Origin of the sequence: Luteibacter sp. dw_328, assembly GCF_018449605.1 — a bacterium.
Lineage (GTDB): Bacteria > Pseudomonadota > Gammaproteobacteria > Xanthomonadales > Rhodanobacteraceae > Luteibacter.
In genome coordinates, this window is the sequence record NZ_JAAVUW010000007.1 from 125,790 (window position 1) to 139,205 (window position 13,416).

Annotated in this window: 13 protein-coding genes and 1 pseudogene; 7 read left to right on the plus strand and 7 right to left on the minus strand. The window is 61.5% G+C overall.

The annotated features are described in order from the left end of the window. Window positions 1–17 precede the first annotated feature (17 nt). From HB634_RS17375 to HB634_RS17390, 4 genes and pseudogenes are all read left to right on the plus strand, one after another. Entirely contained in the window at window positions 18–1,112 is a 1,095-nt protein-coding gene (locus HB634_RS17375; RefSeq protein WP_213949513.1) for a hypothetical protein, read from the plus strand. An 18-nt stretch (window positions 1,113–1,130) separates the two neighbouring features. After that, window positions 1,131–1,544 (plus strand): hypothetical protein, encoded by a 414-nt coding sequence (locus HB634_RS17380; protein ID WP_213949514.1) that lies wholly within the window; start codon window positions 1,131–1,133, stop codon window positions 1,542–1,544. Between the two features lie 237 nt (window positions 1,545–1,781). After that, window positions 1,782–2,243, plus strand: coding sequence for a hypothetical protein (locus HB634_RS17385; RefSeq protein ID WP_063571695.1), 462 nt, complete (start codon window positions 1,782–1,784; stop codon window positions 2,241–2,243). A gap of 164 nt (window positions 2,244–2,407) precedes the next feature. After that, window positions 2,408–2,491 (plus strand): annotated as a pseudogene (locus HB634_RS17390) (integrase core domain-containing protein); the annotation flags it as partial. 59 nt (window positions 2,492–2,550) lie between these two features. Here HB634_RS17390 and HB634_RS17395 read toward each other — a convergent pair. After that, a complete protein-coding gene (locus tag HB634_RS17395) occupies window positions 2,551–2,961 on the minus strand; it encodes a lysozyme inhibitor LprI family protein (RefSeq protein ID WP_197478254.1) in 411 nt (136 codons plus the stop codon). 25 nt (window positions 2,962–2,986) lie between these two features. Then, window positions 2,987–3,868 carry a DMT family transporter gene (locus HB634_RS17400; RefSeq protein ID WP_213949515.1) on the minus strand — a complete coding sequence of 294 codons (882 nt, stop codon included), beginning with the start codon at window positions 3,866–3,868 and terminating at the stop codon, window positions 2,987–2,989. A 149-nt stretch (window positions 3,869–4,017) separates the two neighbouring features. Here HB634_RS17400 and HB634_RS17405 point away from each other — a divergent pair, with 149 nt between their 5' ends. After that, window positions 4,018–5,367, plus strand: a complete 1,350-nt coding sequence (locus HB634_RS17405) for a PLP-dependent aminotransferase family protein (RefSeq protein WP_213949647.1) — start codon at window positions 4,018–4,020, stop codon at window positions 5,365–5,367. A 7-nt stretch (window positions 5,368–5,374) separates the two neighbouring features. Here the strand turns inward: HB634_RS17405 and bamE are convergent, their stop codons facing one another. The 3 genes from bamE to HB634_RS17420 form a co-directional block, all read right to left on the minus strand. Beyond that, window positions 5,375–5,743 carry an outer membrane protein assembly factor BamE gene (bamE, locus tag HB634_RS17410; protein ID WP_063571700.1) on the minus strand — a complete coding sequence of 123 codons (369 nt, stop codon included), beginning with the start codon at window positions 5,741–5,743 and terminating at the stop codon, window positions 5,375–5,377. A gap of 151 nt (window positions 5,744–5,894) precedes the next feature. Further along, the gene (locus HB634_RS23030; protein WP_276571548.1) at window positions 5,895–7,463 is read right to left on the minus strand and encodes a peptidoglycan-binding domain-containing protein; all 1,569 of its coding nucleotides are present in this window, start codon (window positions 7,461–7,463) and stop codon (window positions 5,895–5,897) included. A gap of 24 nt (window positions 7,464–7,487) precedes the next feature. Continuing rightward, window positions 7,488–7,931, minus strand: coding sequence for a lysozyme inhibitor LprI family protein (locus HB634_RS17420; RefSeq protein WP_213949516.1), 444 nt, complete (start codon window positions 7,929–7,931; stop codon window positions 7,488–7,490). Between the two features lie 241 nt (window positions 7,932–8,172). Between HB634_RS17420 and HB634_RS17425 the strand changes: the two genes are divergently transcribed. After that, window positions 8,173–9,687, plus strand: a complete 1,515-nt coding sequence (locus HB634_RS17425; RefSeq protein WP_213949517.1) for an FAD-dependent oxidoreductase — start codon at window positions 8,173–8,175, stop codon at window positions 9,685–9,687. A gap of 6 nt (window positions 9,688–9,693) precedes the next feature. Here HB634_RS17425 and HB634_RS17430 read toward each other — a convergent pair whose 3' ends face one another. Continuing rightward, complete coding sequence (locus HB634_RS17430; protein WP_213949518.1) at window positions 9,694–10,419, minus strand: PD40 domain-containing protein; 726 nt, start codon at window positions 10,417–10,419, stop codon at window positions 9,694–9,696. A gap of 827 nt (window positions 10,420–11,246) precedes the next feature. Between HB634_RS17430 and HB634_RS17435 the strand changes: the two genes are divergently transcribed. Continuing rightward, window positions 11,247–12,134, plus strand: coding sequence for a LysR family transcriptional regulator (locus tag HB634_RS17435; protein WP_213949519.1), 888 nt, complete (start codon window positions 11,247–11,249; stop codon window positions 12,132–12,134). 114 nt (window positions 12,135–12,248) lie between these two features. Here HB634_RS17435 and HB634_RS17440 read toward each other — a convergent pair whose 3' ends face one another. After that, on the minus strand, window positions 12,249–13,352 hold the full coding sequence (locus HB634_RS17440) for an alkene reductase (protein ID WP_213949520.1): 1,104 nt from the start codon (window positions 13,350–13,352) through the stop codon (window positions 12,249–12,251). Between the last annotated feature and the right edge of the window lie 64 nt (window positions 13,353–13,416).

The window sequence follows — 13,416 nt, forward strand, 5'->3', positions numbered from 1 at the left end:
AAGGAACTCCACCGGATATGCGCCTGGGACTGATTGGATACATACGAATACTTGTCGCTGCGCTGGTGATCACGTCGCCACTGGTCATGGCCGCGTCACTCGATCCTGCGGCTCTGCCCGGTATCTGGAAAGGCAGCATCGGATGGCAACCTGTCGTCGCCTGCTTCAATCGCTCGGACACCCACGGGGCGGAGGGCAGCTACTACTACCTCAAGCACCTCGTGCCGATCAGCGTTGGCTTCGACGCGAGTAACAAGACCATCAAGGAAGCCGACGGCGTCTGGGAAGTCGAACTGGCCGCAGGGAGCGACACGCTCACCGGCAGCTGGAAGAAGAAAAAGGATGACGCGGTCGGGGTGCCTGTCGCGCTGACCCGCGCCGGCGTAGCTGACCCAAAAGCTTGCGGCAGCGATGCCTTCGTCGCGCTGCTGGAAGCGCCAACCGCGCCGCGCGTGGTCACCGGCCCGCGCAATGACTTCAATGGTCACGGCTACCGCACGCTATCCGGCGTTAACCAGGCGACGATCCAGATCCTTTTACCGGGTGCCGCCGCCGACGCCATCAACCGCGACCTTCGCCAGTTCATCGACGACAGCCCGGCAACAGTGGCTGAGTACAACGCCCGACGTCGCAACGACCTGAGCACGCGCGGGTTCGTCATGGACGACGAGACGACCGTGGCACCTTCGTTCTGGTTAGGCCGGTACCTGTCGATAAACTTCTACTCATGGGCGGCTGGCATGGGACAAAGCGGTATTTCGAGTCACGACCTGACCTGGGACCTGGTGACGGGCAAGCGTGTCGACCTGTGGGGATGGTTCGGTGCGAAAGGTACCCCAGGCGCCGATGACTCGGCGACCATGCCCGCGCCACTGCTGGCGAAGTTCGTGAAGCCCGGTGATATACCGGCAGGCGACGACAACTGCACGGCGAACTACACCGGTGCGGTGCTGTTTCGTATCAGTCTTACCGCCACCGGCATGGCCTTCAACCAATGGGCGACGGGAGACGGCTGTGACATCGGGTTCACTGCGGACTTCGATGCGCTGCTTCCGTTTATGACCCCCGGGGGTAGGGCGGCCGTGAAAGCAATGATGGATTCAAGCAGGTAGTCGGGTGGAGGACCCATCGTGAATGAAGAATTATCAGCGGAAGAGTGGTTCGAGCACGAAATCTTCTACTTCCTCAAGGCACTTCGCATTCTTGAGCTCAGTGCGGACGAGCAGTGCGAAGTGATGGGTAACTACAATGTCGCCTGGGAAATTCAGGAGGACGTTTCAGGGCCGATTCCAGGTATGGTCAACTCCCCGCTGTCCTACTTCACGGGCGCGCAAGCTGATGCGCTCGTTAGGCTGGCTAGTGCATTGAAGGAACTGCCTGAGGAGGCCATCGTCGTCGAGGGCCTGCCTACGAACAGTCGCGAGGGATCCATCGCCGCCATGCGGCATCGCTCGTGGGAGCCTCTGAGAATCCGGGCGAGCGACGTGCTGAGAGTGCTTGAGCCGGCGATTCAGAGGAACGCGGCGTATTTCACATCGGCGTAGAAGTGATGCTATCGGGAAGCATCGCAATTCATGTGACCCGGCTTGCATACTTCTTCGACCCGGCAACACACACCACCGCCGCAAGCGCAACGAGCAACATCGTCCAGTTCACCGTTTCTCGCAGTAGCGCGGCTAGTGCGAGGCCCGTGAAGGGCTGGACCAATTGCAGTTGTCCTACCGCGGCGATTAATAAGTCCTTGATTGGTCATCGCATCTATAAGCCTTTAGGTAATTGATATGAAATATTTCCAGAAGCAGATCATCGCCTTCGTAATTGCGATGGCGGTTCCTGTGCTGTCTCAGGCTTCCGACGAGCTTTCATTGAAAGTGTCGCGTGACAAGGGCGATATCTACGTTATTGTTGCGAACACACAAGACAACGCGGTCAAGGTGCGTAAGGACTTCCTGCTTGATCGGATCTTCGGGAGCCTGACCTTCGATATTCGAAATCACGCAAAGGTCTTCCCTGACGCGTCGCACATTAATCCCGAAGTTCCTACTGAAAGTACGTACATCATACTGACGCCTGGGCAAATAATCGGGCATATGTTCAATCTTCAGATCATCAAGAACGCTCATATGCTGACAAAGGGTTGTTACACCATTTCGGCGATCTACCACGATGGAATGGCAAAAGATTTTGCAGGCTTCGAAGGTGAGGTGAGATCGAAACCGATCTCGCTTTGCATCGACAAGTAGGGCGTCTTCACGTCGGTCTCGGGTGCCAGCCCATCTGTCTATGATCACCGCCGCATTGCCTTGACCGCGCGAGTGGAAAGCGACGGTATTCACGGCATCGTGCTGATCATGCCGTCCTGCAGGGGCGCGCTCACTGTCGACGTGTCTGGTACGGGAAAGTCTATGCGTACATCGAGCGATTCAATCGAACCTTCCGCGAAGAAGTCCTCGATCAACACCTCTTTTCACGCCTCGATACCGTCAACAAGCCGCCTGATGTTCTGTTTTGAAATGTCTGCTTGACGGGGAAGCTTACGATAGCCCGGGATTACGGTCCGGGCACAGGGCAACTCATGTCGCCTTCCTCACAGTGAAGAAGAGCTTCCAGCTCCTTGGTTCGGGCGTGTGTGGCAGCACTGCGACATTGGGCAATCAGCATCGGAGAGATGCTCCCCTGGGCGTTCGCCGAGGCGGCGAACTCGCATTGTGCATCGCGAAATGAAAGCCACGCGCGTTGTGCCTTGATCAGGAGCGAAGTCGCGGCCTGGTCGCCTTTCAACCGACCGGTGACCTGGCGGTACGTGGCGTTTAATTGCTTATCTGCCGCCTCGAATTCCTGGTCGGCACACATGTTCATTGACAGTTGACTGGACGCCTCGTCGCAGTCTTCGGCTTGTGCCGCGGCACTGCCTGCCATGGATGCGATCACTAGCATGACGACGATCGAGAATGTCCGCACGGAATAACGCCCCTAAGGTGAAAGGCTAAAGCTTACCTTGCGCCGGGGCTGCATACCTCTTCGACCCAGCAACACACGCCACCGCGGCTAGCGTAACGAGCAACATCGTCCAGTTCACCGTTTCGCGCAGCAGGAGCGCGGCGAGTGCGAGGCCCATGAAGGGCTGGACCAATTGCAGTTGTCCTACCGCGGCGATACCGCCTTGCGCCAGTCCGCGATACCAGAACACGAAACCGATCAACATGCTGAATACCGAGACGTAGGCAAGTCCAAGCCATGCGGCCCGGCTCACGTGCTCGAACGAGGCGGGCATGGTGACGAGCGCCGTGGGCAACATGACGGGTAGCGCCAACACCAGCGCCCAACTGATGACCTGCCAGCCTCCCAGGATGCGCGAAAGGCGCGCGCCTTCGGCATACCCCATGCCGCAGACGATGATGGCGGCCAGCATCAGCAGGTCGCCTTGGGCGGATCCGCCCGCGCTGCTGATGGCTGCGTAGCCGGCGATCAGCGCAGCACCACAGATCGAGAACACCCAGAAGACGGGTCGGGGACGCTCGCCTCCGCGAAGCACACCGAAGATGGCCGTGCACAGCGGAAGCAAGCCAACGAAGACGACCGAGTGGGCGGATGTGACATGCCGCAATGCCAGCGCAGTCAGCAGCGGAAAGCCCACGACGACCCCTGAAGCAGTCATCGCCAGGGGCACGAGATGGACGAATGCCGGTCGCCGTTGTCCCAGCACCAAAAGAAGCGCCAGTCCTAACAGTCCGGCAATGGATGCCCGCGCACTGGTCAGGAAGATGGGGTCGAAGTCCGCCACGGCCGCACGCGTTGCCGGCAGTGAGCCGGCGAAGATGGCGACACCGATGAATCCATTGATCCATCCACTTGCTGCTTTTTCCATCGGTCGTTCCTAATCAGACCGACGAAGTTGAGCATCCGGAAAGGGCGCAAACGAGGCACAAAGCAGTACAATTAAAAGAAACTGTAATGCTTTCCAACCCAGTACAGTCGAGGCGAGCGATGCGTAGCGGCAGTCGGATAGAGACCGTCATGACCGAAGTGAGGTCGCGCATCGCCTCGCGCAGCTATCTGCCGGGTACGCGACTGCCATCGGTGCGTGCGCAAGCGCAAACCATGCAGTTATCGATCTCGACCGTGGTGGAAGCCTACGAGCGGCTGGCCGCCGAGGGCGTCATTACGTCCCGACGAGGCGCCGGCTTTTATGTGGCCGGCCCGGTGGCACCGTTAGCGCTGGCGGATATGGGTCCGAAGGTCGAGAGGGAGGTCGATCCGCTCTGGATCTCCCGGCAGTCGCTGGAAGCGGATGCCACATTACTCAAGCCGGGCTGCGGCTGGCTCCCGGCGGACTGGCTCTTCGAAGCCGGCATGCGCCGCGCCCTGCGCGCCGTGGCGAGGGCCGAGACGCTGGAGCTGGTGGAATACGCGACGCCGCTGGGACACCCCGGGCTGCGTCAGCTGCTCGCCCGCCGGATGCATGGCATCGGCGTCGACGCGGCACCCGATCAGATCATGTTGACCGAGTCGGGCATCCAGGCCATCGACTTGATCTGCCGGTTCCTGCTGGAGCCTGGCGACACCGTGATGGTGGACGATCCCTGCTACTTTAATTTCCACTCGTTGCTGAAGGCACATCGCGTCAACGTTGTCAGCATTCCGTATACCCCAACCGGGCCGGATGTCGGCAGGTTCGAAGCAGCGTTGAAGGCGCATTCGCCGCGCCTCTATATCACCAACTCGGGGCTGCACAATCCGACCGGCGCTGTGTTGTCCGCCGTCGTTGCGCATCGCCTCCTGAAGCTTGCCGAGGCGTCGGATCTGGTGATCGTCGAAGACGATATCTTTGCCGACTTCGAAGCCGTGCCTGCGCCGAGGCTGGCGGCCTTTGACGGCCTCTCGCGCGTGATTCACGTCAGTAGCTTTTCGAAGACGATCTCGGCATCGCTTCGATGCGGCTACGTGGCGGCCCGTCCTGATTGGATAGAGGGCCTGGCCGACCTGAAGATCGCGACCTCTTTCGGAGGAGGGCGCCTGTCCGCTGAAATCCTGTTTGCCGCATTGACGGACAGCGGCTATCGCAAGCACATGGAAACCGTGCGCGAGCGCCTGGCGAAAGCGATGGAGAAAACCGTGGCAAAGCTTGCCGACCTGGGCATCAAGCCATGGCTCGTTCCGGGAGCCGGCATGTTCCTGTGGTGCCAGTTACCGACGGGTGTCGATGCGGCCACAGTGGCGCGAGCGTGCCTGAAAGAGGGCGTGGTGCTCGCGCCGGGAAATGCTTTCAGCCAGGCGTCGAGTGCGACGGGCTTCGTGCGTTTCAATGTGGCGCAGTCACAGGACGCGCGCGTCTACAAAGTGCTTGCCCGGGCGCTATCGGCGTAAGCGGCAATCACATGCCCGCGGCGTCCAACAGGGGGTTGCCGCTCTTTCCCGGGATGGCGCCGGATTTGTACGCGCTGATCAGCTTGCCGTTGCGATCGAACTCGAACACAGTGGTCTCCTGCGTCTTCTTCGCATACGGGTTGGCCGGCAAATTCATGTAGGGGTAGGTCCAGACCTCCTTGCCCATGACCTCTTTCTTCTCGGGTGGCTGACCGATGGCGGCGACCACGTCATCGCGCGTGGTCGTTCCTTTCGTGAAGCCCGCGAGCGCCTCCGGTGCGACGTACGTGCCGGTCTTGTGGTCGAAGGGCGTGGCGCAACCGGAAAGTGCGAGTGCAGCCGCCGCGGCAGCGAAAAGTAAACTTAGCTTGTTCATCTGAATTCCATTCAAGGTGGGCGGCGACGCGCTCATACGTGAGCCCTTGTTCGTCGACCGACGCGCATCCTTGCAGTTCCTTCAGATGGCAACAAGGACGTGCCATTGAAATTCGCTAAGTTTCACAACTTTTCAGAATTATTCTATGCCGCTACGGCTGCACGCCCGGAGCCTGCTGCGGAACGTGAGCTTGCTGCTGCGTCTGCTGTTGCTGTGGAACGGTCTGCTGACCCTGCTGCTGGTGAGCTTTCTCGAACTCGGCGCTACTCTGTTCCAGCGGCCTTGCGACAGACTCGGCGACATCGACTTCAGCAACGCGCTTGAACGGTGAATTCGATGCACCCTGCATGGCATAGGCGCGCAAGCCGTCGTCACTCATGGCGACGTGGTCGACCTGCGACATCGTCTCCTTCTTCGCCGCCACGGCGAGCGAACCGGCGAGGTTTTCCGACCGATGGTCCGACGTACGGCCACGCAGCGCATCGATAGCCTTCACGCCGTCCAACGTCTGCGTATAGATCGCATGGCCGGGATGCCTGGTGTCGGACAGGCTGACGGGCGACGGATGGCTGACCTGGGGTGGATGTGCCGCTTTCTGCACCGCGTCCAGCGTCTTCGGTCCAGCCACGCCATCGGCAGTCAATCCGTGGGCACGCTGGAAGGCCTCGACCGCTGCCTTCGTTCCCGGACCAAAATCCCCGTCGGGGCGCAGCGCACGGCCATGCGCGTCGGTGAAGCCAAGCTTGGCCAGGTCGGTCTGCAGAGCAGTCACCTTCTCGCCATGTGAGCCGTCCTTCAACGACGCATGGCCAGCTGGCGCATGCGCACGACCACCCTGGCCAATCGCCTGCAGCGCCGCCTTGATATCCGCGTCATTACCCGACTTCGACGGATCGAAGTTTGGATCACCGACCTTGGCGCTGGCACGATCGAGTGCGGCGGCCTTTTCCGGGTCCTTGTATGCATTCTTGTACTGCTCGGCTAATGCGGCGGCTTTCGGGCCGTCGTAGTACGAGTAGGTTTCCTTGATCTCGTTGGCCTTGGCGAGTACGGCGTTGTAGTCGCCACCATCCTGCATGACCTTCTCGAACTTCTTCATCTGCGACGGAATCTGGTTCTCCGTCTTGGCGAGAATGGCGACGGTTTCCAGGCGACGATCTTCGGGGATGTTCTTGCCGTACTTGCCCAACGTGTCCATCGCCGACTGCGTCGCGTTCTTGATCTGCGGGTAGTCGATGTTGGTGTGGATCCACTTCTGGCCGTTCTGCGAGCCCGCCCACGCGTTGATGCCGTCGCGGGTGTCCTTGTCGATGAAGTTGAGCGTGGTGCGACCGTGTTCGCCGTTACCATGCGTGAGCAGGTCACGGCGGAGCTTCGTCGTGTCGCTGGTGTAGCTCAGTCCGTGATCCTTCGCGTACTGCGAGGACTGGTCGATGATGCCGTCCACATACGTGGTCTGGCCGGGTGCCAGCGCCGCGCCATCGGTGGCACCCAGCGCCCAGGTGCCGCGCTTGCCGAGGTCAACCTGGATGGTGCCGAGCGAGTAACCGCTGTCCGCGATGATCTTGTTCGCATGGCCCCAGTTGGGATCGGACGTTCCGGAGGTCACGCCGGTGATGGACAGGTGGTACGAAGACGGACCGCCTTCGGTGCCACGTCCCACCACGAAATACGTGGCACCTGCGAGCGAGTTCACATCGTGCGTGTCGATACCAGCCATGACTTCTCTCCTTGAAGGAACGGATTACTGATCGTTGGCGATGGTGAGGTACTTATCCAGGGCGTCCGCGCGCTCGGCGAGGCGGAAGATATCGTTCTGGGTGACCTGGAGGTCGGCTACCGGCTCATCACCATACAGCGTGGCTTCGAAATCGCCGTTCTTGTTGTGGAACTCGAGCCAGGCGCGCTGCGATGCGAGGAGATTGTCCTTCGCCTTGCCGGTGAGCTTGGCGGTGAGCGCCTTATAGGTGGTATTAAGGCGCGTGTCCTGCGTCTTCTTTTCAGCGGTGAGGCAGGTGCCCTGCGCCGTCGTGTCGGAACCGGCCTTGTCGACGCACGCATAGAACGAAGCCGTGATGCCCTTGGGTGCCTGGCGCTTGATCACCTGGCTGGTGCTGTCGGCGGCGAAGGCGCTGCTGCCGGTGACGAGGAGGGCGAGGGTGATGGCGAGCGTGTGGGCCGTTCTCATCGTGGAGCTCCTTTATGGCGACCCCGGAGCTTGCCGAACGCAGGATAAAAAGCCAAGAGATCCGGTTCTCACTACGGTGTCTTCACGAAATCATCAACTTCTTCCGAAATTGCATGACACCTGGAACGTAGGGCGCATTGGTGCTGTCAACACATCACGATGTACACACAGAACCGCCTAGCCACGGTCACATTTGGCCTCTACATTCAAAAGCTAGCTTTCGCCAGCACGGGAACCTGTCATGTCCACCGATTCTGACGCCTCACCCGTTGGGCCCGATTTCAGCCAGGGCGTTTACGCCAGCACGCTTCCCGAGGACGGTGTCTTCGCCGGCCATGTCAATGGCGAGGCGATCATCGTGGCGCGCACCAACGACGGCATCGTGGCCTTGGGTGGTGCCTGCAGCCATTACAGCGGACCGCTGCACGAAGGCCTCCGTGTGGGTGACACCATCAGCTGCCCCTGGCATCACGCCTGTTTCGATCTGAAGACCGGCCGGGCATTGAAAGCGCCGGCACTGGCCCCCGTGGCGCGCTGGAAGGTGGAAGAGGAGGGCGGCAAAGTGTTCATTCGTGAGGCACTGCCCGAAGAGGCGCCCTCTGCCCCGGCGCTTATGGCGGACAAGCATTTCGTGATCGTCGGCGGTGGTGCGTCGGGTTTCGCGGCCGCGCAGCGATTACGCGAGCATGGCTTTGCGGGCAAGCTCACCATGATCAGTTCCGACGCGGACGCACCGTACGACCGGCCGAACGTGTCCAAGGACTACCTGGCCGGCACGGCCGACCCGGCGTGGATGCCGCTGAAGGACGACGCGTTTTACAAGGACCTGAACATTTCCCTGAAGCTCGGGACGGTGGTCCGCGGTATCGACGCGCCTTCGCGAACGATCACGCTGGCCTCGGGCGATACGCTTTCGTACGACAAGCTTTTGCTGGCTACGGGCGCCGAGCCCATACGCCCTTCCGCTCCGGGCTTCGATCAACCGCACGTGCACACGCTACGCAGCATGAAGGATGCCGAGCGGGTGATCGCGGATGTAACCGCTTCCGATGTCGTCGCTGTCATCGGTAGCAGCTTCATCGGGCTGGAGGCGGCGGCATCGCTTCGCCATCGTGGTGCGAAGGTGCATGTGATCGGGTCGGAGCTCATTCCACTGCGAAGCAAGTTCGGTCCGTCCATCGGAACGATGATCAAGGCCTTGCACGAGGCTAACGGTGTGGTTTTCCATCTGGGGCGTCGCGCAGAAAGCTATGCCGATGGCCTGGTGCAGCTGGATGACGGTACATTGGTACGTGCGACGCGCGTGGTGCTCGGCATCGGCGTGAAGCCGCGCTTACAGCTGGCCGAAGCGGCCGGTGTGCGAATCGAAGGCGGTGTGGTTGTCGACACGTCGATGCGCTCATCGGACCCGAACATCTTCGCCACGGGTGACATCGCGCGTTACCCCGGTGCACATGGGGAGCTCGCGCGCGTGGAGCATTGGGTACTCGCCGAGCGTCACGGCCAGGTCGCCGCAGCAGGGATGCTGGGCATCGATGACCCGTTCGAAGAGCCGCCGTTCTTCTGGAGCGTCCACTACGACACGACCATTCGCTACGTCGGGCACGCCGAGGACTGGGACGCCATTCGCGAGGAAGGCTCCGTGGCGGACAAGGATGCCGAAGTGCGGTACGAGAAGGACGGGCGGGTGATCGCCGTGGCCACGGTGAACCGGGATATGGATTCGCTGAAGGCGGCGGAGATGCTGAAACGCTAGCGGATCCTACTCGACCCACACTACGTCCGAGATACCCAGGTGTGTCCCTTGCCTGGGGACGATTTCTACCGGATGGCTACCATCGGCATGACATACGTAGATGTGACCGTGAGGCCCGAGATACGCCAGCATGCTTCCATCCGGCGACCATGTCGGATTGCTGCCCTGCGCGAGCATCTGCAACCCCGTTCCATCGGGATGCACTTTCCCGATCCCCTGGGCCGAACTGAAGGCGAGCCATTGCCCGTCCGGCGACCAGACCGGATCTCCGGTCCGGTGCCAATGGTCCGTGGGGTCGCCGCCTCGCACGATGCTGTGGCGCATCTCGTTGTTGAGCCTGGCGCCAGGGATATCCGTGAGCTGCCTCGTTGCGCCGGTGGCCGTATCCATCAGGAACACCTCGTGCAGATTGCACGCCGTGAGGTTGCCCTTGGTGCCACCTGCAAAGGCGAGGGTCTTGCCGTCGGGTGACCACGTCGGGAACATTCCTCGACAGCCTGTTACGTCGGATGCGCAGACCGACACCTCTTGCCCGTCGATCGGCGCAACGCATACTCGCCCTCCGGGGCCGAGGCCGGCGACGCGTCGTGCATCCGGTGACAGGGTGACCTGGGTAGCAAGATAGCGGTGCGCGGGATCCTGCGATGACGGTGCGTCCCAGTCCGCTGCGGTGAAGAGATCGACGGTCGGGCTACTAAGTGCCTTCTGGGTCGCGTAAGCATGCCCGGCCATCAGGTCGACGAGGAAGGGTCCACGATCTGCCCCAGATTTGCTGTTTACGCCGAGCGCGTGCTGCCGTGGATACACGACGAGGTCACTAGCGTTGGCAAAATTCGCGACGACCGCCGGAGACGTGCTTCCATCGGCGGGGGCCGCGTAAAGCCGCTGACGTAACGGGCTCCCCTGTACGGGAGGTTCCGACGGGTCGAGGGCGACGAAAAAAAATCGGCCCTGCAGGGGCGGTGGATCGGTCGACGTCGCGGCAGCGCCGACCGAGGACGTGGTTGCCAATGCATATACGGCCGACAAGAGGTAACGCAGGCTCCGGCAATGCTTCATGTCACTCCAGTCCATCGGCGCCAGATGGTGGTTTGGGCTACTCGACAGGTCTGACGGTAGCGTGCCAGGCCATAGTCCGATTTGTTGTTGATCGGCGGCATGTTTGCAATACGCGCGGCCATGTCGCAGAAGTCGGCACATGTTTCCTTGCCGTACTGATCTGGATTGATCTCGGTGGCGGCTTGTTACTACGCATCGCCCCATGATCCCGCGAGACGCTGCCCTAAAGCATTGAGGTTCGTCGAGAGGATCGTCCAGAATCCGATGGTCGCTGGCGTGACGGCGTGGATAGTTGTCGACACGCACGCATGCGCGGCGAGTGAATGCGATCTACGAACCAATCGACGTTCCCCGAGAGCCCGTTCACTGATCTACAGTGGACAGCGGCAGAATGATCCTGCCACAGGAAGTTCCGAATTCTGGCCAAGCTTTCCGAATTTGATTACTGATTGTGGACGACGTCGTATCATCGGATAGTCCTTCCGCGACGGAGTACCCCGATGGACCGCCTAGAGGCAATTGAGATGTTCGTGCGCGTCGTGGAGACCGGCTCGTTCTCGGCGGCTGCGCGGCACTACGACGTCGGCCAGCCGACCGTTTCCAAGGCGGTGGCCCAACTGGAGGAGTGGCTGGGTGTGAAGCTGCTCCTGCGATCGACGCGGTCAGTCACCCCGACCGAAGCCGGAACGAGCTTCTACGAACGCTCGCTGCGGACGATCGAGGAGGCCGGTGAGGCGGTGATCGCAGCGCGCGGCGCGGCTTCCGGATTGAGCGGCAAACTTCGCGTGTCGGCGGCGGTATGTTTCGCCCGGTTGCATATTGTGCCGAGGTTGCCGGAGTTCCTTCAGGAGCATCCCGAGCTCGACCTCGAGCTGGTGCTCGACGACCGCACGATCGATCTCGTCGACGAAGGCATCGACATCGCCTTGCGCATGGGACCACTGGCCAGTTCGTCGATGACGGCGCGCTTGCTCGCTGAAGCACCTCGCCGCGTGGTCGGCACGCCCGAATATTTCAAGCGACACGGCATACCGAAAGCACCGGTAGACCTTCTCGCCCACGAAACCGTGATCTACACGCGCGACATGGGCGGCGGCGAAGACTGGACGTTCCGTAAGGGAACCGATGCGGTGGACGTGAAGCTGCACGGCCAGGTGAAGATCAATGCGACTGAGGGCCTTCGCGCGGCGGTGTTCGCCCATATGGGTGTGGCGATCGCGTCGGCGTGGTCGTTCGCGCCGGAACTGAAATCCGGTGAGGTCGTCTCGGTGCTCGATGACTGGGCTTTGCCGCGCCTCGGCGTATCGGCCGTGTATCCCACGGGCCGCATGGCCAGCACGAAAGCCAGGCAGTTCGCCGCTTTCGTGGAGAGCTGCCTGGCTGATTGATCGTGATTCGCGACGCTGTTGTAGGAGCCGATTCATCGGCGATAGGGTGCTAGCCTCGAACTGGCCCGCTGCCGCGGGATCGCCGATGAATCGGCTCCGCGGGTGCGGGTGCAATCAGGCCGGCTCGACCAGCTCCGTACGCGGGAAGTCCGTGTAATCCTTCTCGGTGCCGCCCCAGAATGCCGCGCGAACATACGGAGTCAGTGGAATGTCGTGCTGCAGGCGATGCGGCAGATCGGGATTCGAGCTGAAGTGGCGACCGAAGGCGACGAGGTCCGCGTCACCCGAAGCAACGATGGCTTCCGCTCCCGCCTTGTCGAATCCACCTGCCGCGATGATCGGGCCCGTGAAGTGCGGCCGCAGGTAGTGGGCCGCGACCGGCTCCTGTCCTTCATGTAGCGTGTCATCGCCTTTGATGCGCGGCTCGACAACATGGAGGTAGGCAATCTTGTAGCCGTCCAGCAGCCTGGCCACGTAGCTGAAGGTCGCTTCCGGGTCGCTGTCCGAAATACCACCCCACTGGCCGGATGGGGAGATACGCACGCCGACGCGATCGGCGCCCCAGACGGAAATCAAGGCTTCGACGGCTTCCTTCAGGAAGCGAGCTCGGTTCTCGATCGGGCCGCCGTAAGCGTCGGTGCGACGGTTGGTGCCGTCCTGGATGAACTGGTCGACCAGATAGCCGTTGGCTCCGTGCAGTTCCACACCGTCGAAGCCAGCGTCGAGAGCGCGTTGTGCCGCAACGCGGAACTCCTCGATGATGCCGGGGATCTCTTCGATGCCGAGTGCACGATGTGGGGATGCCGGGACGAAGCCGTCCTTGGTCAGGGCGACGCCTTCGAACGGGACGACCGAAGGTGCCACGGGATCGACGCCGCCGGTCATCTCCACGTGGCTCTGCCGTCCACCATGGATCAACTGCATGAAGGCGCGACCGCCTTTCGCATGCACGGCATCGGCCACGGCCTTCCAGCCCTCGATCTGACCATCGTGATAGAAGCTCGCGGCACCCAGGTACGAGCGCGCACTGATCGAGACACTGGTGCCCTCGATGATCTCGAGACCACCTTCCGAAGCACGTTGACCGTAGAACGTGGCCATCATCGGGCTCGGGATGTCGCCGGGCTGGATCGTACGCAGCCGGGTCATGGGCGCGAGCACCACGCGATGGGAGAGGGTGTAACGGCCGACCTTGATGGGTGAGAACAGGCGAGACATGAGCGTTTCCTCGATGACCGATGGGCGTTGGGAAGCGGCTTGCGGCTTCCGGTTGCGCCATAGG

Excerpts from the sequence above, each read along its gene's own strand:
- HB634_RS17375 (WP_213949513.1), top strand. The coding sequence starts at position 18 with ATGCGCCTGGGACTGATTGGATACATACGAATACTTGTCGCTGCGCTG.
- HB634_RS17385 (WP_063571695.1), top strand. The coding sequence starts at position 1,782 with ATGAAATATTTCCAGAAGCAGATCATCGCCTTCGTAATTGCGATGGCG.
- HB634_RS17400 (WP_213949515.1), bottom strand. The coding sequence starts at position 3,868 with ATGGAAAAAGCAGCAAGTGGATGGATCAATGGATTCATCGGTGTCGCC.
- HB634_RS17405 (WP_213949647.1), top strand. The coding sequence starts at position 4,018 with ATGACCGAAGTGAGGTCGCGCATCGCCTCGCGCAGCTATCTGCCGGGT.
- bamE (WP_063571700.1), bottom strand. The coding sequence starts at position 5,743 with ATGAACAAGCTAAGTTTACTTTTCGCTGCCGCGGCGGCTGCACTCGCA.
- HB634_RS23030 (WP_276571548.1), bottom strand. The coding sequence starts at position 7,463 with ATGGCTGGTATCGACACGCACGATGTGAACTCGCTCGCAGGTGCCACG.
- HB634_RS17420 (WP_213949516.1), bottom strand. The coding sequence starts at position 7,931 with ATGAGAACGGCCCACACGCTCGCCATCACCCTCGCCCTCCTCGTCACC.
- HB634_RS17425 (WP_213949517.1), top strand. The coding sequence starts at position 8,173 with ATGTCCACCGATTCTGACGCCTCACCCGTTGGGCCCGATTTCAGCCAG.
- HB634_RS17430 (WP_213949518.1), bottom strand. The coding sequence starts at position 10,419 with ATGGCCGGGCATGCTTACGCGACCCAGAAGGCACTTAGTAGCCCGACC.
- HB634_RS17435 (WP_213949519.1), top strand. The coding sequence starts at position 11,247 with ATGGACCGCCTAGAGGCAATTGAGATGTTCGTGCGCGTCGTGGAGACC.
- HB634_RS17440 (WP_213949520.1), bottom strand. The coding sequence starts at position 13,352 with ATGTCTCGCCTGTTCTCACCCATCAAGGTCGGCCGTTACACCCTCTCC.